This window comes from Paenibacillus sp. J31R30, assembly GCF_059692115.1.
The window spans coordinates 329,674-349,407 of sequence record NZ_JCAUAV010000002.1 but is presented as its reverse complement, the minus strand read 5'-3'; the positions used below and the strand labels follow the sequence as shown (position 1 = coordinate 349,407).

Below are 19,734 nucleotides of genomic sequence, written 5' to 3'. Positions count from 1 at the left end.
CCTATGTTTGTGATTACTTATAAATCTTTACATTATCCACATTTGTATTACCTGTGTTAGCATCTGCTGCATAGAATTCTATTTTGCTAATATCTGTAACAGCGCTTCTAAGTGCAACCTGACTAAGCTTCTGAACACCATCAATAAACAAATCCAATTTATCTGTATCCGTATTGATGACTAGTTTCAACGCATACCATGTACCTGCTGTAAATGTTTGTACCGTTTGCCAAGTTCCATTAACGTTTACTTTAATATTGCCACTATCAAAGGCAAGCGTTTCTGCCCCAATTCCAGTACTACTAGTGATATAAGGCATACACCACCAGTTTGTGGTCGCATCTCTTCTGACTCTTGCTTCCACAGAAACAACACCACTTACTGGACCAAACGTCTTATACATGGACGTCCTATTTCCTAGTGTTGTGTTTGATTTACTTATCCCTACACTCTTATCCGAAGAATCTGGCACATTCTGTACAGAGACTGTTCCTACCGTTGTGTCTAGGACCCATCCCGAAGGCGGATTACCTGTGGTCGTGCTGTTAAAGTCATCATCGATATATTGAGCACTCACTTTATCCAGTTTGAAATAGTCGACAGCTGTCGCATAATTGGTAGATGCTGAATTCTTATCCGTTACTGTAAACCTAAAGCTATGCATGCCAGCACTTAACGCCATTGTTCCCAAATCAACCTCTTGATAGGACAATGTAGAGCTATACGCGTCAATAAGTGAACCTTTGGGGATACCATCAATCGTTAATTTGGTAATGCCTCGAGAAGGACCTTTTTTAACGCCAATCTTAATATTATAGGTACCAGCCGTGGCAATGTTCACGTTATTATATTGCACATATTCATTCACCGCTTGCAACTCAGCACTACTCCAGTGGTCATTACTTGGACCAGCGAGCTCGGATACCGTTGTTAATGTACGACCCGCCGTGATGTTAGCTCCACCGTTAAAGTTTTCTGTTTCGTAGATCGTACTACTGTCAGAAGAAATCGTACCATGAACTCTAATAATTGCCATGGAATAAGCTTCAGATGAATAATTGATGAGATTACCACTTACACTGGTCGTGGTTGTTCCTGTATCAACTTCATTTAAATCTGTACTCAGCCCATAATCAAGCCCATTGAGGTACCTACTATCTCTGGCATCCTTATTTCCTGCAGTTTTTGGTTTTAAGAAAGTCACATTTGCAGTAGGGGAAATATTGGTCATGCCATTGATTGCAACCGTACTGTTGTTAATATTGGCGCTATTATTAATAAGCTTTAGAATGACATCACTGGTTTCTGTATCTTTGCCCGCTACAACCACAAGATTGGAAGCTCCTGTTTGTCTGAAATTAACATTATAGTCGGCCAAATTTTCTGCCCACATCTTCTCTTCGTGATAATAGTTCGTTTTAAACACATTCGCATTATCAAAATCTATGACTTTTCTTAAAAGTGTAAAAGCGGACATGTTTAAAATATCCCCATTTTTCTCGAATACGGCTTTATCTTTCGCTGCATCAAGCGCATCGATAATTTTTCCATCCCTGATATTGGAGCCATATTCCCCTATCATGACCTGTGGTTTGGAACGATCATAACTATTAATGAACTCGATCCATCCAAGACTACCTTGATTAAAATAATAGTGGTCATCCACGCCAAACGCACCTAAATTCGTGCTAAAGTTATAGAGGGAGTGGGAGTCACTTGCGGTTACAATCAGTTTGAGTGCAGGATATGCAGCGTGAACAGCATTATATATTTTGGTAATATCTGCTCTTGCATTCGTACTGTTATGCTCCTCATTTCCAAGGCCCAGGTACTGTATGTTAAATGGTGCTGGATGTCCCATAGCGGCACGTTTGGCCCCCCATGTGGAAGTAGCACTTCCATTGGCAAACTCTACGAAGTCCAGTGTATCTTGTGTAAGTTGAGCCATTTCCGGACTATTAGGGTCTAGAGCACCGGCAAGGTGTGTGACGCCAACTGGAAGGACGGGTACCGCAACCATGCCCATATCTTCACTTAACTGCAGCCACTCGTACATGCCCATACCATTGGATATATGGTCTGTCGTCTCATACATATTCCATTGTGAATTGTTGTACTCTTTACGTCCTTCAATAGGACCTACTTGATCCTTCCAATTGTATTGGTAATCGGCACTATGGATGATGCACCCACCTGGAAAACGCAGGAAACCGAGATGCATGTCTTCAAGAGCAGTTCCCATGTCTAATCTAACGCCATTTGGACGATTTTTATAGGTTACACTAGGAAATACCGAAATAAAGTCCAAATATACATCGCCAGTTCCTTTCGCCAATACGACCAATTTGGCATTTGGATCCGTCGCATTAACAGTAATGCTACCTGTATACTTAACCCAATTCGTCGTAATAGCATTTATGGTAGCTGTACCATAATCTGCACCTGATTGATTAGCGAATCCGATCGTTATGGATGAGTTAAAATTTGATCCTCTTTTGGCATAAAGCGAATAATTATAGGTAGCTCCAGAAGTTACACTAATTCCGTACCACCCGCCATTGGATAATCCGACGCCATTTCCTGCTGCAGTAACATTAAAATGCGCATAATGTGTATTTACCATGTTCAGAGGGCTGGTGTTTTCCACTGTAATGCTTCCTGCACCGCCATCCCGGTATAACTGTGTCCATCCTGCTAAGGGATGATTATAGGTCCCACCGTCACCAGAATTAAATTCAAATGAGCGGTTAATAACCTTCTCTGCGTAAAGACCCCCGTCAACTGCATTATGAAGGTCTTCCGTGAATCCACCTATCAACTGCTGCGAGACTTTGTTACCCGTAACATTCGCATTTACGTCAACACTTGCTGTAGTTGTGGCCGCATAGGCAGGTTGGCTTACGCCTACTACCCCCACACCAATGACACTAAGTAACATTGAAAACATTAAGATGAATGAGATATAATTTCTGCCCCCCGTTTTTACATGCATACCATGTCCAGTCATCATATTACCTTTTTTCCCGTTTTTTTGTATTTAACAGTAGTCCTCCATTCAGATCCATCTCTGTATTAATTTACTTTCCATGCATATAAGCCGTTGATTGGACAACGGCTTATACGAAACATTTATTACCTTATTATTTATGAGTTTTATTATACCAATCTGTTGCTTCTTTGATCGCTTGGTCTCCCCCACGCTTCTTCCAATCCTCAACGAATTTATCGAAAGAGTCTACAGGATCCTTACCAGTAATGATTTTCGCAGCCGTTTCTAACCACAAGCCATCTCTTCCAAGTTCTGGATGCGTTTGCAGGGTTGGTAATGAAGGCATGCCTAGAGAATCATTTTTACGGCCTTCTTTGGAAGCAACATCGATTGCTTTAAGCACCAAATCCCCAGCAGGACGATTTTTCATAAATTCTGTATCCGACAAGTGAAGAGGACCTACCATACGCAACCAAGTCAGATGCATTTCTTCACGGTAAATGTCTTCTTGCTTCGCCGGATAGTTGTACTTAATTTTGCCGCCATCCATCGTATAGTCTTTGCCTTCAATGCCATAAGTAAGGAATTTCTGTGCTTCGTCACTATAGAACCAATCTAAAAACTTGATGATATTTTCTGGATTCTTAGTCGTTTTAGGAATAACCCATACATTATTTCCTACCGTCGACCCAATACTATGACCACCTTTGCCATCTGGACCGACAGGGGCTGGAATGATCTCAAGTTGAGCACTGGCCGATCCTGCCTTGATCTCGTTTGACCATTTGTCAGCTAGACGCGGAGCATGTATCCATAAACCTCCAATACCTTGAGCTTTGATTTTAGCATCCCATACTGGCCCTTTTTGTACAAACACCTCATTATCTAAAAGCTTTTCCTCATACAGCTTTCGGTAAGTTGATAGAGCCTGCTTCATCTGTGGACGAATGAGGTTAGGAATTAATTGACCATTCTCCAGCTTCCAATCGGCAGGGATCGCGTCATAGGCGCCAAAGAACGCTTCCGTAAACGCTAGCTTTTCACGCCCGGTGAAAGGAATTTCGTCCTTTTTACCATTACCGTTAGGATCCTTATCACGGAATGCCCGCAACATATCCGTGTATTCGTCGATTGTTTTTGGTGCCTTTAATCCCACTTTATCCAACCAATCCTTGCGAACCATCATGACAAGGCCGTTTGGCGTCGCGTTGACAGAAGGGATCCCGTAGATTTTTCCATCTTTACTAACGCTTGCGAAATCCCAAGCTTCTTTAGAAATATTTTTCTTCAGGTTCGGACCATATTTGTCAATCAGGTCGTTAAGCGGAATAATGACTCCCGTATCTACAGCAGGTGCTACTTCCGGTTTATTAATCCCGTGAGTTTGCAAGAGATCCGGCAGATCACCGCCCGCAAAAAGTAACGTTAACTTCTGATCAAATTCAGCGTGTGGAATAAGTTCGAGTGTGACATCTGTTTTAGAAATTTCACGAAGCTTTTTCGTATATTCATCCTCGTTGATGTTCGGAGATCCCTGGATGTACTGCAAACCTTCCGTACCAATACCTACTTTAAACTTCGCTGGTACAGTCGCACTCTTCGTTGGTGCACTCGAACTCTTCGTTGGACTTTGTGTCGATGTTGCGCTGTCGTTCGAAGAGCAGCCTACAAGAGTACCTGCAACTGTTACTGCTAGTGCTGCCGTTGTCCATTTTTTGTTCATTTGACCTTCTCCTTTTAATTTAATTTTTGTCTTTGTTTCTATGATTAACCTTTCACCGAACCAAGCATCGCACCTTTGATAAAATGCTTCTGGACGAAAGGGTAGACAAACAAGATGGGCAGTGTGGCGACCATGATGGTAGCCATTTTGACGCCCTCCGCTGATTGCAAAGTGAGGCTGACGCTTTGGGTGACGCCTTGCGTATCGCCCTCAACTAATAACTGCCTCAATTTTACTTGCAAGGGGTACAACCCGGGGTCCCGGATGTACATGATGGCACTAAAGTAACCATTCCAGTGCCCGACTGCGTAAAATAACCCAACCGTGCTTAGCGAAGACATAGATAAGGGAAGCACGACACTCCACCAAGTGCGATATTCGCCGGCTCCATCGATTTTGGCGGCATCCACCAAACTCTCAGGAATTTGACGAAAAAACGAAACCATGATGATCAGATTAAACGCGCTGATCGTCCCCGGGATAATGAGTGCCCATAGCGAATTGAGCATGCCTAATGATTTTACAAGCAAATATCCCGGTATCATAGGCACTTGAAAAATCATTGTAAAAACAACAAGAAGTAAGATGAAAGAGCGACCTTTCAGCTCGTTTTTGGCCAAGGCGTACGCCATCAACGAAGTTAGGAACAAATTGAAGGCCGTACCCCCTACCGTTAGCAGCAGTGTAACGCCGAAGGATTTCCAAATTGCCATATTTTTAAGAACGCCAATATAGTTAATCCATGTAAAATCTACAGGGAATATAGAGACCTTTCCTTGCGAAAGCGCAGTTCCTGAGCTTAAGGATCCAGCCACGATATGTAGAAATGGCAGAAGCATGGCGCAGCTTGTTAAGATGAGTATCGTATAGTTAAGGACAGCGAATACTTCTCGCGAGAAAGTTGGTTTTTTGGTCATTGAAGAGCCTCCTTCCTTTAATAAATCGAATTGCCGGTCGTTTTTTTACTGAGCTGATTCGCTCCTACGACTAAAATGAAACCAATAACGGATTTGAACAGCCCGATTGCTGTTGTATAGCTATATTGGCCACCAAGCAAGCCAATCCGATAAATATAGGTATCAATAATCTCTCCTGTAGAAGTGACGAGCGGATTCATGAGCATGTAAACCTGCTCAAAGCCGAGATCGAGAATGTTACCAATTCTAAGCAAGAGCAGCACCATGATCGTAGGCAGTATTGACGGTAGGGTAATACTGAACACTTGTACCCACTTACTCGCGCCATCCACCTCAGCAGATTCATATAACTCTGGGTTAATGCCTGCTAGTGCGGCCAGATAAATAATGGTCCCCCAGCCCACTTCTTTCCATATCCCCGAGGACACGACAATTGTGCGAAAATAGTTAGGCTCTTGCATGAAGAAGATCGGTTCTCTGCCCATCATGTGAAGCACATCATTCAGCATGCCTGTCGTCGGTGACAGGAAGTTAATGACAAGCCCACCAACAATGACCCAGGATAGAAAGTGAGGCAGGTACAGCACGGTTTGGATGATTTTTTTGAAAAACATCTTTCTTATTTCATTCATGAGAAGTGCCAGAATGATGGGAGCCGGAAATCCGATGACAAGCTGATAGATGCTGATTAAGAAGGTATTCTTTATCACCCTCAGAAACTCCGGATACGTAAACAGGTTAATAAAATGTTTCATGCCGACGAATTTGCTGCCCAAAATCCCAGTGAACACGCTATAATCCTGAAAGGCAATGACAATGCCTGCTAAAGGTACGTATTTGAATAAAATAAAGAAAAAAAGTCCAGGGAGTACCATCGTATAGATCTGCCAATATTTAACGACATACAGCTTAGGTTTTACTGACGGCCGTGCCGTTCGCCCAGCTGCTTCTGCCGCAATTTTCTCTTCACTGACATTCATTGCTTTATTTCTCCTCTCCATAATCTTGTGTTAGCCCATCTGTTAGGCTTTTTATTTTGCCTTAGTTGCAACTTTATTGTATACGGTTACATGTTAATTCGACCATGTGATCTCTTGCGAAAGTTGTGTTTTTATATTGCAATTGGTTGCGTTTTCAAATGAAAAGGACCATTCAGTTAAGAACGGTCCCCTATTGTTCGGTTAGTTAACCAATTAGCTAGGAGCTAATTTCTCTTTTTTTGTATTCATTAGGCGACAAGCCAAAATATTTTTTGAATGTTTTCGCAAAATGCGGATAATCCTCATAGCCAACCGCTAGAGCGGCCTCCGAGGTTTTTATGCCTGGAGCCTTCAGCAGTTCCATCACCTTCTCCATACGCAGCTTTATAACAAAATCAGTGAAGCTGAGCCCTAGCTCATCTTTAAAACAGCGACTGAAATAAGAGAGTGACATCCCTGACTTATCCGCAGCTTTCTGCAAGGAGATATCCTCATTGGCATAATTCTGAACAATAAATGCAATCGCCTTCGCAATCGATTGACGCTGCCCCCAATTCCTGGAAGCTCTAACCTTATCCGCCAAGGCTTGCAGGCAGCCTCTTGCTTGAGCGAGCCATCCCTCCAGCGGCATGTCATTGCCCCCTGTCAGAAAGGGCTTGCTCAACTCTGACATCCCGCCGCCTGAGCGATGCTGGAGTTCCGCCTCGACCATGGTCAGCAGATCTTCCGTACAGCTTCGAATGACCTCATTGGAAGCACCTTCTTCCCTAAGCTTTTGAACCATATCGCCCATAAGCCGCAGTGCCTCTTCTTCGTTTAACCCCCATAATTGCTCCGATACGGCTTCACTTCGCGCTTTGGATTGCTTTACCCATCGGCTTCTGCCTGTAGCTAATTTATTTTTTTCCTTGAATTTGCTGTCAATGCTTGCAAGCAGTTCATATAGCTGCTCCTCTTTAAGTGGCTTGAGCAGGTAATCCGTAACGTCCTGCCGTAGTGCTTGTTGCGCATAAGCAAAGTCATCATATCCGGAAATGATAATGGTATCCATGTCCCATTTCCTCCTACGCACCTCGCGAATTAGCTCCAACCCATCCATAACGGGCATCGAGATATCGGTAATCAGCAGATCAGGACGCAGCCTCTCACACAGTGCCAGCGCTTCCATGCCATCATCAGCTTCAGCGATTACTTCGAAATCGTAGGGACTTTCGGCGATAAGTTTAGCTAAACTGCGTTTAATCATAATCTCATCGTCTACAATGAGCACCTTATACATGTTCGGCCTCCTAATTAGTGAGTTGCGTATTTAAGCATCAGCTCTATGATGGTTCCCGTCTCATCCGACTTGACGATGTAAAGACCAAATGGCGATCCAAAGGAGAGGCGAATTCGCTGATGCACATTCCAAAGTCCGATCGACTCTGAGGAGCCATCTGTTAGTACGTCCGATTCTTTATGAGAATTCATCTCATTGCTATTAAATGCTTGATTATACTCATTTTTCAGCTTATTGTCCATGCCTTTGCCCTCATCTACAATCCGAAGCAAATAACCATTCTCTGAGTGTTCACCTGTAATACCAATATACGTAGGCTTGATTCGATGATGACCATAACCGTGCTTGAAGGCGTTCTCCACAATGGGTTGAATCATGAGGCGAAGCGCTAATACATTGTGGATATCCTCATCATGCAGCTTTAGTTCTACGCGTAGCGATTTAAATCTCTCCTGCTGAATTTCAAGGTAGGTGCTAATATAACGAAGCTCCTCCTTCAGTGTCACCGATTGCTGGGGATGGCCAATACTATACCGGAAAATATCGGCTAAGGAAGTTGCCATTCGACTAATCGGTTTAACACCCTCAATAATGGCATACGAATTTATAATTTCCAATGTGTTGTATAGGAAATGGGGATTGATCTGCGATTGCATGACGAGAAGTGCCGATTCTCGTTGACGCAGTTCCATCTCAATCTCTTTTTGCCTAGAATGCTGGATCTCACCAATCAATCTTTGGATTTCTTCAACCATTCGGTTAAAGCTTCGGTTTAAGCCCCCTATTTCATCGTTGCGTTTCTCTGGCGCGCGGATATGCAAGTCGCCTTCTTCCGCTCGGCGCATCAATCGCCGCAAATGCGACAGCGATTGCGTAAGATACACAGAGAAACCTCCCACCAAAAATAAGGCCAAGCTTACCAGCAACAACCCTATCCAAACCGTTACATTACGCCAGCGAACAAGATCGCCATTAAGCTCATTGAGCGGCACTTCTGAAACAAGTGTCCACCCGGTCAAAGGAGAACGGTCGGCAAGGATCAACTTCTTGGTACCGTTAATCTTGACGACAGAGTACCCATTTGGCTCATCTTGCGTTAACGGTATGTTCTGCAGGTTGACGGGCTCTCCCCACTTTGCCTTATCGGGATGATATACGACCTTACCGTCTTGGTCCATAATCCATACAAAACCGCTCTTTCCGAGTTTAATTTTTTCGCATATTTTAATAATTTCGTTCAATCTTAAATGGACAACCAACAGTCCTGTCGACTGATAAGACAATGTATCCACAAATTTTCGGATAATGGTCAGCACCGTTGTATACTCTAGCTCTGACAAACCCGCAATCCTGTAATTCTGGTCGCCTGTCAGCATATCCTTATACTGATCATAGCTAGCCTTGGCAGCAATCGCATTATTATTGGTGGTCACCATACCGTTCATGGACACGATGGATACTCCATAAATATCCGTACGACCAAAAACGATCGTAGGGAACAACTCATCGGATATTTGTTTATTATTTGCAAAACGTTCATATTGATTATTAGGATCCAGCTTCATGAACGTTTGGATTTGAGGATGCAGCAGTAACGGATAGGTCACACGCTGCAAATCCCCAAAATAAGAATCAAGCTGCCCATTAATTTGCCGCACCAGTTGATCACTGTAACCTATTGCATTCTTTTCAATACTCTCGGTTGAGCTTGAATACCACAAGGTTCCAAAGGCGAGTAAAGGAACGCATAGAAAAAATAGTATAATGCATACAAGCTTCGCATTAATTGTTAGCGCTTTCCGTTTTAACATGGGACTCACAGCTCCAGACCGATAATAACTTCTTTCCCTAGTTGTATACGATTTAGTTCATAATTTCAATGATAAATGTTTTAGTCCGTTTTTTGGGGCTCAATTTGAAAAGGCCAAACTGAGTAATCAGCTTGGCTTTAGCTTGCTAACATGGATGTTACAGGTAAAATATATGACTTCCACTCCCTATTTCCTCTGTGATCCCAGGAAGAACCACTGTGGCTGTCGTATTAGCGGGTACCGTACAACGATAGGTAGCTTTGTGTTCTTCAACGTTATAACTGCTTTCAATCCGGCCATACGGGGTGTCAAATCCTCCATTTGCTTTTCTAAAGCCCGACATATCAGGCCTCAGAGTGAAATGACCATAGCCTGGATGCCTCTCATCCCTCTGAATGCCAAGTACATACTCATAGAGCCAGCCCACCACAGATCCCAAGGAGTAATGGTTAAAGCTATTCATCGCATTTCGTTTGCCAAAACCCTTTTGGGCGGTATAGCTATCCCAATGCTCCCAAATTGTCGTCGCTCCTTGCGTTACTGGATAAAGCCAGCTTGGGTATTCGGTTTGGGTGATCATGGCATAGGCTAGTTCCGAATAACCGCCCTCACTCAACATCGGATTTAGTGGACCTGTCCCGAAAAAACCAGTGGATACGGTACATCCCATTTCCTTCGTTTTTCTTGCCAGATTATCAAAAGCCTTCTGCCTAACTGTCTCATCAAACATATGGTAATTCAACCCAATGGCATATCCGCCTTGCGTATCATTCACTGTGCCATCCAAATGCAAGGTTTTTCCTGTTGCAGCATCGACAAAAGTCTGGTTCCAGTAAATCTTCGCCTCATCTGCCTTCAACCTATAGTAGGATACGTCGTCCTGTTTTCCTAATAGCTCAGCATAAACAGACATCAGATAAACATCTCTACCGTAGAAAGCATTCCATACCAGGTTACTATCCGTTTTCTGTGGAGCAAGCCAGTCATCGATAGGTCCCATAAAGACCTCGCCTGGCATCCCTTTATTTTCTAAATAAGTTGTGTAGCGTTTCATGGCTTCATAATTTTCTACGATAACACGCTTATCCCCATATTGTTGGTACATGTCCCACACAATCAAGTGAAGTCCACTGCCATAAGTGATTCCACCGAATCCACCTCCTACAGGTGCAATATTGGGAATATTTCCATCTGGCAATTGAACATCACGAATGGCTTCGAGATAGCGCAGATAAAAAGTTCGCACATCCCCTTGGTAAGATGAGGTACGGAAGAATACATGTGCGTCACCAATCCAGCCCATTCGTTCATTTCGCTGCGGGCAGTCTGTAGGCACACTGATGAAGTTCCCGAGCTGGCTGTACTTCACATTGGATACTAGCTTGTTTACCAATTCATGATCTACTTCCACCTTACCACGCATCGTTGAAAGACTAGAAAGCAGGTAGCTCTGCACGTCTTCTAATTCAGGAGCGTAATCGAGTCCAGTAATTTCAATATAGCGGTAGCCATGAAAGGTAAATTTCGGTATGTACGTTTCACCATCTGCATCACCGCGAAGCATATAAATATCGGTGCTAGAAGCGTCCCTTAGATTTACTTGAAGCATTCTCCCACCCAGTTCCCCATACACATCGAGATTTGGATACAGCATTTCCCCATAACGAATGCGTACTTCAGTTCCTTTTTTACCTCTGAATGTAAGTACAGGAACCCCAGCTATCTCTTGCTCTAAATCATAAATATATAAACCAGGAGCAGGCTCAATCATACTTTTAGCTACAAATGTTTCTACATTCCTGATCGGTGCTTGATAATGACCAATGAGTTCTGGCTCGCTTTCATTAACTGCTGGCCAAGGTAAGAATAATTCAGGCCTGGAATCGAATTCGGCGATGGGGACAGCTTCTACGATCTCAGGTGTTTTCATGCCGTCTATAACAAATCCTGGTTTTGAATAATCCTCATAAATATAAGCCAAATTGGCATCGAAATGTTCCCCTTGGAAAAAGCCAGCGAAGCGGTAAGGACCTTCCCCGTAATACTGCCATTCGTCTTCATTGGTTACGTAAAGATCCGATGATCCATCTTCGTAAGTCAGCACCAATTGTGCCAGCAGGCTTTCTTTATCACCCCAGTAGTTATAGTTCTGCAGAACGAAAGTCTGAGAACCGTTCCACCAGCCCGAAGACAAGGTAAAACCAATGCCATTAACCCCTGCAGACAAAAAGTCCGTAACATCATAAGTCTGATACATCAGGTGTTTGTCAAACTGGCTCCAACCTGGTGCAAAATACTGATTGCTAATCGCTCTTCCATTGATCATGCAGTCATAAATCCCTCTAGCTGTCGCATAAAGTCTCGCTTTCTTAAGCGGTCCTTTGACCGAGAAATCCCTGCGCAGCATGGGGAGTGCATGGCAATCCGGACTTTTGGTAACTCGTAAATCAGTTCCATCTCCATCTAAATCAATTCCGCATTCGGTATCCATTTCAAAGAACTGATTAGACGGATGTCGCAAAAAGCTTAAGCGAATACCATCAAAGTGCGCGCTTGTTCCCGCCCCAACCAAATAACCAATTTCATTTAGTCGCGGGAAGGTTGTGATGTCGTTATCCCCAAGTGGGTTTAATTGTCTCGTAATTAGCCTCGTTCCTATAGATTTAGGATTTAACATGGCATCAACGAGTACGCCATCTACATAAGCGTAAGCCCCATTACCCACAACATCGATCTTGATTTCATGAGGATCGTATTGATTGGCTTCCGTAATCAACTGAACTTTCTCCTCACCCTCAAAGTTGACGATGGGTACTGAAGCAAAAGGAACATTTTTGTTATCATCTTTGTGATAGCCTACCCGATAAATATCCAAAGTTGCTGGCTGATTGCTTATGTTGATTTCATAAGAAATATAGTTTTCACCTTCTAAGAAGGATTCATTTCTTTCCCTGTTTAAGAGTCTGGCATCATTAGCACCAAAAACAAGCCCTGCCCTAGTTCCACCTGATGCTATAGTAATTGAACTTCTCAAAGAGAAAATTCCCATGGAATCGCTGCAGACGTAATATTCCGGCGCACCGATCCACTTCGCCCCGTTCCAGGCATCTAATTTCGGATTCATCAAGCCCGTTTCAAATTTGGTTGAAGCTACAGCTATTTCCGATGTTTGGTTCATCGTTATCACCGTAACATAATATTCCGTACATGGCTGCAAAGCTCTTCCTGCATAAGCAGTTCCTATTGAACAGTCCTTATTCATCCAACCACTGTCCCACATATCAAGACCCGCAGGTTTCTCCCCTACGGTAATCCTTACATCCGTTTGCTTCATGTTCTTCTCATTTGAAATAAATTTCCAAGCAAATACCGGTTTCTTCTCATCCAAACCCATAGGCTCAATTTCATTCATCACAGTAATTTCAGATATAATATAACTGGTCATTTTCCATTTGCTCCCTATGCATTGTATTTAATTTACATGATAATGAAATAAAAGAGTAAAATCATTAGCATCATTCACCTTCAAAAGTTTACATTTTATGTTCTTTTATATGGAGGCTAAGTACATTGAACCTAGTTGAATTGGATACAATGCTTAAGGCGTATTCGGAAGAAGAGTTATTTTATCGTAAGTATTATGATGCCAAAAAGGATCGCAATACGTTTCAAGTTTTTATGGATAACTTGGACATGGATCTAATAAAGGAACTCAAAGAAGAAGACTATTTTTCTTCGAGCGATCGTACAGACATTATCATTCTAAAACACAAAAGATTTACACCCGTTTTCAAACATCGGCATGCGTTTTTCGAATTGATTTACGTATATGCAGGTCATTGCGTCCAGAAAATTAATGGAGAAGTTATTCAGCTAAGTGAATGTGATTTATGTATCATCCCACCCAAGGTGGAACATACCATTGAGGTATTTGATGATAGCATTATCTTAAATGTATTGATAAAGAGAAGTACTTTTAATGAAACATTTCTAGAAATGCTTAAACATGAAACCGTTCTCTCCTCATTCTTTATGAAAGTCCTGTATACAGAGGAATACAATAATTACATTATTTTTCGAACAAATCGAGATCCCAACCTGAAAGAAATTCTCTCCAAGTTATTTATTGAACAGCATGATAACAAAAAATATACCGCGAATATTCTATATAACCTGCTCATGTTATTTTTCAGCTATTTGCTGAGAGAATATGAAAGTCAAGTCGAATTACCCAAAAGTTTAACCAAGAATGATAAGTTGCTTTCGATCTTAGCCTATATGCAGGATCATTATAAAACAGTAACCTTAGGAGAATTATCAAGTACATTTCATTTCACCGAATCATACTTAAGCAAGCTAATTAAAGCTGCCTCTGGCCAAACTTTTCTAGCTATCATCCAAACAATAAAATTAAATAAAGCCATTGAACTACTTACCTCTTCTGATTTAAAGGTTCAAAACATTAGTGAATCGATTGGCTTTGAAAATAACACACATTTTATTAGGACCTTCAAAAAAGTGTATGGCATTTCACCTAATCAGTTCAGAAAAAATAGCAAATAGAGGCGGCTTATGCCCGATGACATTATTATCCTACAACAAAAAAAAAGGAACACGATAGCCCCATTGGGTTCGTGTTCCTTTGCTCTTAGGGACGAGATTATTGTTCCAATTCAATGAATCACCCGAGCAGTTCGGTCACGAATCGATCTAGATGACCATGATTTCCCCTACCCACTAAGCTTATCGATTCTCTTCGGGATCATCCATATCATAGCCAAAGGCATCAAGCGCCTGCCATAGCTCGGGGGCAATCGGGTAATTCGCGAGCTCCAACGTCTGGGCTATCCGTTCCGGTTTACTCATGCCGACGACCGTGCTGGCGATCCGCGGGTCGCGAAGCGAGAATTGAAGCGCTGCTGCGGCTAGTGGCACATCGTATTCCTGACAAACTTTAGCGAACATACGTGCTCTTTCCACTACGATTGGCGAAGCATCGCTATAGGCATACCGAGCGTATGCTTCCGGACCTTTAGCTAATATGCCGCTGCCATAAGGAGCGGCGTTAATGACGGCGACGCCCATGCTACTCGCGACATCAAGCAATGGTTCGGCAGCTCGATTGAGCAGCGTATATCGATTGTGGGTTTCAACCGCACTGAACGCTCTCGTTTCGACATAACGAATGAGCATATCGATCGGTCCGCCGGAGATGCCTATGTGTTCAATGACTCCTTGCTCTTGAAACTTTTGAAGTACTTCTAAAGGTCCGCCGGGTCCCATCACATTTTCGAAGGTGGTATGTTCAGGATCGTGGATGTAAACGTATTGCAGACGATCAAGTCCTAATCGTTCGAGACTTCCTTCAATGGAACGTTTGATCTGTTCGCCGCTGAAGTCGCCGGTCTTGAAGTCGCGGTCGGCTTTGGTTGCCAACACGTAACCTGCGGGAAGACCACCATTTACATGAATAGCCTTACCAATTCGCCGTTCGCTCTCGCCTTCTCCGTATGCTGCAGCCGTATCTATAAAGTTGATCGGGCTTTCGAAGGCTGTGCGCAACGTCACCAATGCCTGTTCTTCTGACGTGCTATATTGAAAGGTCTCCGGCATATCCCCGAGCGGTGCGGCTCCAATACATAGCGGTGATATGAGTAGGCCAGTACTGCCAAGCGGCCGTAGGGATAATAATGCGTTCGTCATGGAGTTTACCTCGCTTTCTGATATTGTCTGCATTATAACGACACCCCCAAAAAGCCCCGTGTCATTTGAAAATCGATATTACCTTGCTGATAGAGACGCGGTACATAAGTATGTTCCAAAATTTCTTTGCTACGCTCGAGTATATGATCCACCCATAAGCTCGGGTTGCCCTCAAGTCCCAAATCGATATCTTGCTTATGGTTATGCAGCACGTCCTGACTCGACGTCACTTGCAGCATGGGGACGAAAGGATGCGCCTGCATTGGACGATCACCGATTAGCACGATTATTAATTCCACACCTGTGGCGGCGAGTCCTGTAATCGTCTCTACCCCATGCGTTGTTGGAGTCTCCATAATGTGGAAGCCGTTTCGGCGGACGTGTTCCCCATAGGCGATAGACGGCCCAACTGGATGAGCACTAAAAAGCTGTTGACTGAACGCTTCCTCGGCAAGCAATTCGCTGTTCTCGGGAACGACGACCATGCCTCCAGCACCGACAATTATCTTGGTCATTGCCCCAAGCTGCTTGCCGGCATCTTTGTTAATGGCACCGACGCTTACGATTCCGATGCGCAGCCCTTCCAAACCGACCGTCACCTTCTCCGCAGGATCGGAAGCAACCACTCGATCGGCGAACCAGGCCTCAACCTTCTCGCTAACCTTGGCAATTCCGCCGTCGAGCTGGATGCTGGCATAACCAAGACGGCTCGCATCAACGCCCATCACATCCATCTGATGGCGCATGTAGTCGTTATGTGTTTTCTCGCAGCCATGCTCCAGCAGCAAACAATGCTCCACCATCGGATGCGTAATATAGCCGATCATCGTGCGGGCAAACAGCGATTCGGCTGGCCCCCCCGAGGTGCCGCAACCTTCCGTGTGGGCCAATGTGACAAAACGCGAGAGCTCAGGCTGCCCTGCTCCTTGCTCGTTCAGGCGTCTTGTGATCATGCCCGCTACCTGTCCGGCACAAAGACTGGTCGGCACGATCAAGCCGATATTGTCACTAGACTGCCGATTGCGATGTCGAGTAAAGGAAAATTGGATCGGGTTAGCCTTCATTATAGCATCATCTTCAATTTCTATCGGCTCTCCTGTCGGTACAGGAGTGTGAAGCAGCGTCTTTAGCTGACTCGCATCGTTCTGCTGCCAGTTGCGCCAAATTTGTACTTGGGCATGGCCCGCCTTCTCTCCGACGCTTCGCTGACCAGAGGCAATTTGGAGCGCCAACTCGAATACCTCTTGGCCCAGCTCATCCATGGACTTGCCTTCCAGATACTGCCCCGCGTTCACATCCATATCGTTCGAAAGCAATTGGAAGCGGCGAGTTGTCGTGACCACCTTGATCGTAGGCACATATGGAAAGTTGGTGATCGAACCATTTCCCGTAGTAAAGAAGATCATGTTGCAGCCTGCGGCTACCTGTCCGGCTATGCTCTCCAGGTCATTGCCAGGGCTATCCATGAAATAGTAGCCGCCATCCTTCATGAGCTCCCCGTACTCAGTTGCATAATCAATCCGCGTTGTCGGATCTTTCTTCATAGCAGCGCCTATAGATTTAAGATAGATGTTGTACAAGCCGCGATACATGTTGCCGCCTGACGGGTTACCTTCCGCACTGGTGCCGTGCCAGGACGTGCGCTCCTTAAATCGGTTCACAAGTTCCAGAAATTTGCGCGCGGTTTCCACGTTGCGTACTTTCGAGAGGATATATGGCTCCGCGCCAATCAACTCATCCGTTTCGGCTATACTAGCCCCTCCGCCGTAACGCACCAATTGCTCCGAAACCCAGCCGAGCAGCGGATTCGCGGATACGCCGGAAAATGCGTCCGACCCGCCGCATTGCAAGCCGATTCGCAAGTGGCTGATGGATTCAGGCGTTCGCTGCATCGTGTTGACCGCCCCCAGCCATTCGCGTACTAACGCTTCACCATTAACCAGCTCCTCTTCGAAGCTTCCTGTGAGCGACACGAACTTATGCAGGACTTCATCAATCGGATAGCTATGCTCACGTGCATAAGCCTCCACCATCTTGTTCGTGACCGATTCATTGCCATAATCGACAACCAATACCGCTCCGACGTTCGGGTTGACCATGAAACCTGCCAGCGTCCGCAGCAGCAAGTCCACATTATTCGGCTTCTCTGTGCCGCCCTCCGTGTGAGCGACGGGAACGATCCCGTCTATATTCGAATCGTTCTTCCATTCGCCTTGCAGACGAGCGGCAAGCTCATTCACGTAGCTCCCCGTGTGCGAGGTGGTGCCGAGCAGTACGATGTAGTTCCGGGTGCCAACCCCGCGATCTTTATGGCGGCGATATCCCATGAAAGTGCGCGTATCCGTAAAAGCTGGCGATGCCTGAGCCGGCTGGAAGTTCTCCTCGTCAAGGATATAAGGAGAAACTTGATCCGCGAAATTGGGCTCCGCCGGCACCGCGAATGTCAACTGGCGCACACTGAGCGCTTTTCGTACTGTTTCGTTGATCACATAGTGGCCGGGCTGAATCGGCTTAAGCGCCACTCCGAAAGGCAACTGCCACGAAAGTAGATCTTCGCCAGCAGCAATCGCTTTCACCGCAAATCGATGGCCTTCCATAACTGTGAAATCCAAGGTGAGGATTTGGCCTTCATACTGAATGGCGGTACCAGAGTTCAATTGGTGAATCGCAACGGCACAGTTATCCCCTGGTAAGGGAAGTCTAGCTACTTCTTCAAATTGGTAAACGACGTCCATCGATGACTGGCTCCTTTAATGAGATTTTCCGAACAATCCAAATACTAAGTTGGCCTATGATAGAATAAATTAAATTTCATCCAATGTTGGTGCTACTTAATCATATTGTACCAAGATTATGGCATTTGTTAATTCTTTACCTTTGCAAAAACATACTCTATTTTGATATTCTATAAATAAGTCAAATAATGAAGTGTGTTGATCTGGGGAGGCTCGCAAAATGCAAAAACCGCTTATAAAGAACTTTACTAACGACGACCTCCTGCCATTTAACATTGTATTTAAGGACAAAAAGACACCAATTCGAGAACTTCCAGAACATCTTCATGATCGCTTTGAATTGGTTTATGTTTATAGTGGAAAAGGTACGTTTTTCTTAAACCAAATGCTCTATGAGATGAATGAAGGAGACCTCTTCATCATTCCTGGCAATACTATTCATCAGGCATTACCAGATTCTGAATCTCCTATTACGGCCACTGCTGTCTTTTTTGATCCGCAACTGATCGGACATTATTCAGCAGGTGATTCCTTTACGAATATGCAAGTTTTTGAGCGAGCACGAAAATATAAGAGCTATAAGCTTGTTGTCCCAGCAGACATGCGCCCTCATCTTGAAGAAAAACTCAAACAAATGCATGATGAATTGGAACGACACGAAGCTGGTTTTAGATACGCAGTTCAACTACTTTTAAATAGCCTTCTAATCAGCATTAATCGTTTGATATTAAAAGAATCCCATCATCAACTGGCCGAATCCGATGTCGGACCCTCCTGGTTACTAAACATACTTCAACACTTAGATCAGTATCACACTGACCAAATCGTTGGGCTTTCGTATTTGGCTAAGCAGACTTCAGTCTCTGCCGCTCATTTATCTAGGGTGTTTAAACAATTAACCGGGATGAATATCACCGACTATGTGAATGCCAAGCGAATTTCAACTGCAAAAGAGCAGCTTTTAACTACCGACTTAGGTATTGATACGATCGCCCACAATTGCGGTTATGAGAGTTTACCTTATTTTCATAAGTTATTTAAGAAGTTTACTGGCGTTACCCCAGGCCTATATCGAAAAAAAGTAATTAAAGAAATTAGCTTTCATATAGACAACATGAATTAATAATGTGAACGTATTTTTTCACAATTCTTGAGAAACCCTCTAGCAGGAAATGCATAATTATACATTCCCCCCCCAAGAGCGAAGCGTGCGCCAAGATCGGAAGTTTCGTATAAGATGTGAAGGGGCATATATTTCAAGCCTTGAGGAATGTACGCACAACGAAATCAGAAAACGATCGGTGGAGAGCATCAATTACATCGAAGCAATTTTCGCTAACTGCTTTCAGTCATCTGTCTTGCTACCGTGGTGGCCAACTTTGTTAAATGAATTGATTAATCTTGCGTGTTGTCACTTAACCCTTATGTTTGCCGTTTTGGCATGCTTATGCTTCCAATCATTACGCCGAAGCCGCCGGCGACGATCGAGTGGGAATATGCGAAAAATGACACCTTTGCGGGTGGCATTTTTTTATGATTGACTTTCAAGATGCGGGCGTTATAGTAAATTTAATATCGATCAGTACAGTATGGAGGT

The 19,734-nt window shown here is 44.1% G+C and carries 11 protein-coding genes; 2 read left to right on the top strand and 9 right to left on the bottom strand.

Annotated elements, in window-relative coordinates; genetic code table 11:
- Positions 1 to 13: 13 nt before the first annotated feature.
- From AC58QO_RS07500 to AC58QO_RS07470, 7 genes are all read right to left on the bottom strand, one after another.
- The gene (locus tag AC58QO_RS07500; protein WP_497264676.1) at positions 14 to 3,010 is read right to left on the bottom strand and encodes an alpha-L-arabinofuranosidase family protein; all 2,997 of its coding nucleotides are present in this window, start codon (positions 3,008 to 3,010) and stop codon (positions 14 to 16) included.
- A 130-nt stretch (positions 3,011 to 3,140) separates the two neighbouring features.
- Positions 3,141 to 4,712: an extracellular solute-binding protein gene (locus AC58QO_RS07495; RefSeq protein ID WP_497264675.1), complete on the bottom strand. Its 1,572-nt coding sequence runs from the start codon at positions 4,710 to 4,712 to the stop codon at positions 3,141 to 3,143.
- 44 nt (positions 4,713 to 4,756) lie between these two features.
- Positions 4,757 to 5,629 carry a carbohydrate ABC transporter permease gene (locus tag AC58QO_RS07490; protein WP_497264674.1) on the bottom strand — a complete coding sequence of 291 codons (873 nt, stop codon included), beginning with the start codon at positions 5,627 to 5,629 and terminating at the stop codon, positions 4,757 to 4,759.
- 17 nt (positions 5,630 to 5,646) lie between these two features.
- Positions 5,647 to 6,609, bottom strand: coding sequence for an ABC transporter permease (locus AC58QO_RS07485; RefSeq protein WP_497264673.1), 963 nt, complete (start codon positions 6,607 to 6,609; stop codon positions 5,647 to 5,649).
- Positions 6,610 to 6,826: 217 nt separating this feature from the next.
- Positions 6,827 to 7,888: a response regulator transcription factor gene (locus AC58QO_RS07480; RefSeq protein ID WP_497264672.1), complete on the bottom strand. Its 1,062-nt coding sequence runs from the start codon at positions 7,886 to 7,888 to the stop codon at positions 6,827 to 6,829.
- Between the two features lie 14 nt (positions 7,889 to 7,902).
- A complete protein-coding gene (locus AC58QO_RS07475; RefSeq protein ID WP_497264671.1) occupies positions 7,903 to 9,699 on the bottom strand; it encodes a sensor histidine kinase in 1,797 nt (598 codons plus the stop codon).
- A gap of 157 nt (positions 9,700 to 9,856) precedes the next feature.
- Positions 9,857 to 13,144 (bottom strand): family 78 glycoside hydrolase catalytic domain, encoded by a 3,288-nt coding sequence (locus tag AC58QO_RS07470; protein ID WP_497264670.1) that lies wholly within the window; start codon positions 13,142 to 13,144, stop codon positions 9,857 to 9,859.
- 125 nt (positions 13,145 to 13,269) lie between these two features.
- Between AC58QO_RS07470 and AC58QO_RS07465 the strand changes: the two genes are divergently transcribed.
- Positions 13,270 to 14,262, top strand: coding sequence for an AraC family transcriptional regulator (locus AC58QO_RS07465; RefSeq protein ID WP_497264669.1), 993 nt, complete (start codon positions 13,270 to 13,272; stop codon positions 14,260 to 14,262).
- 180 nt (positions 14,263 to 14,442) lie between these two features.
- Here AC58QO_RS07465 and AC58QO_RS07460 read toward each other — a convergent pair whose 3' ends face one another.
- Together AC58QO_RS07460 and AC58QO_RS07455 are read right to left on the bottom strand one after the other, a co-directional pair.
- Positions 14,443 to 15,402, bottom strand: coding sequence for an aldo/keto reductase (locus AC58QO_RS07460; protein ID WP_497264668.1), 960 nt, complete (start codon positions 15,400 to 15,402; stop codon positions 14,443 to 14,445).
- A 32-nt stretch (positions 15,403 to 15,434) separates the two neighbouring features.
- Complete coding sequence (locus AC58QO_RS07455) at positions 15,435 to 18,137, bottom strand: UxaA family hydrolase (RefSeq protein WP_497264667.1); 2,703 nt, start codon at positions 18,135 to 18,137, stop codon at positions 15,435 to 15,437.
- A 220-nt stretch (positions 18,138 to 18,357) separates the two neighbouring features.
- Here AC58QO_RS07455 and AC58QO_RS07450 point away from each other — a divergent pair, with 220 nt between their 5' ends.
- Entirely contained in the window at positions 18,358 to 19,260 is a 903-nt protein-coding gene (locus AC58QO_RS07450) for a helix-turn-helix domain-containing protein (RefSeq protein ID WP_497264666.1), read from the top strand.
- The last annotated feature ends 474 nt before the right edge of the window (positions 19,261 to 19,734 follow it).

Bases quoted from the DNA above. Each gene is read 5' to 3' on its own strand.
- AC58QO_RS07475 (WP_497264671.1), bottom strand. From the start codon at position 9,699: ATGTTAAAACGGAAAGCGCTAACAATTAATGCGAAGCTTGTATGCATT.
- AC58QO_RS07470 (WP_497264670.1), bottom strand. From the start codon at position 13,144: ATGACCAGTTATATTATATCTGAAATTACTGTGATGAATGAAATTGAG.
- AC58QO_RS07455 (WP_497264667.1), bottom strand. From the start codon at position 18,137: ATGGACGTCGTTTACCAATTTGAAGAAGTAGCTAGACTTCCCTTACCA.
- AC58QO_RS07480 (WP_497264672.1), bottom strand. From the start codon at position 7,888: ATGTATAAGGTGCTCATTGTAGACGATGAGATTATGATTAAACGCAGT.
- AC58QO_RS07485 (WP_497264673.1), bottom strand. From the start codon at position 6,609: ATGAATGTCAGTGAAGAGAAAATTGCGGCAGAAGCAGCTGGGCGAACG.
- AC58QO_RS07450 (WP_497264666.1), top strand. From the start codon at position 18,358: ATGCAAAAACCGCTTATAAAGAACTTTACTAACGACGACCTCCTGCCA.
- AC58QO_RS07490 (WP_497264674.1), bottom strand. From the start codon at position 5,629: ATGACCAAAAAACCAACTTTCTCGCGAGAAGTATTCGCTGTCCTTAAC.
- AC58QO_RS07460 (WP_497264668.1), bottom strand. From the start codon at position 15,402: ATGACGAACGCATTATTATCCCTACGGCCGCTTGGCAGTACTGGCCTA.
- AC58QO_RS07495 (WP_497264675.1), bottom strand. From the start codon at position 4,712: ATGAACAAAAAATGGACAACGGCAGCACTAGCAGTAACAGTTGCAGGT.
- AC58QO_RS07500 (WP_497264676.1), bottom strand. From the start codon at position 3,010: ATGATGACTGGACATGGTATGCATGTAAAAACGGGGGGCAGAAATTAT.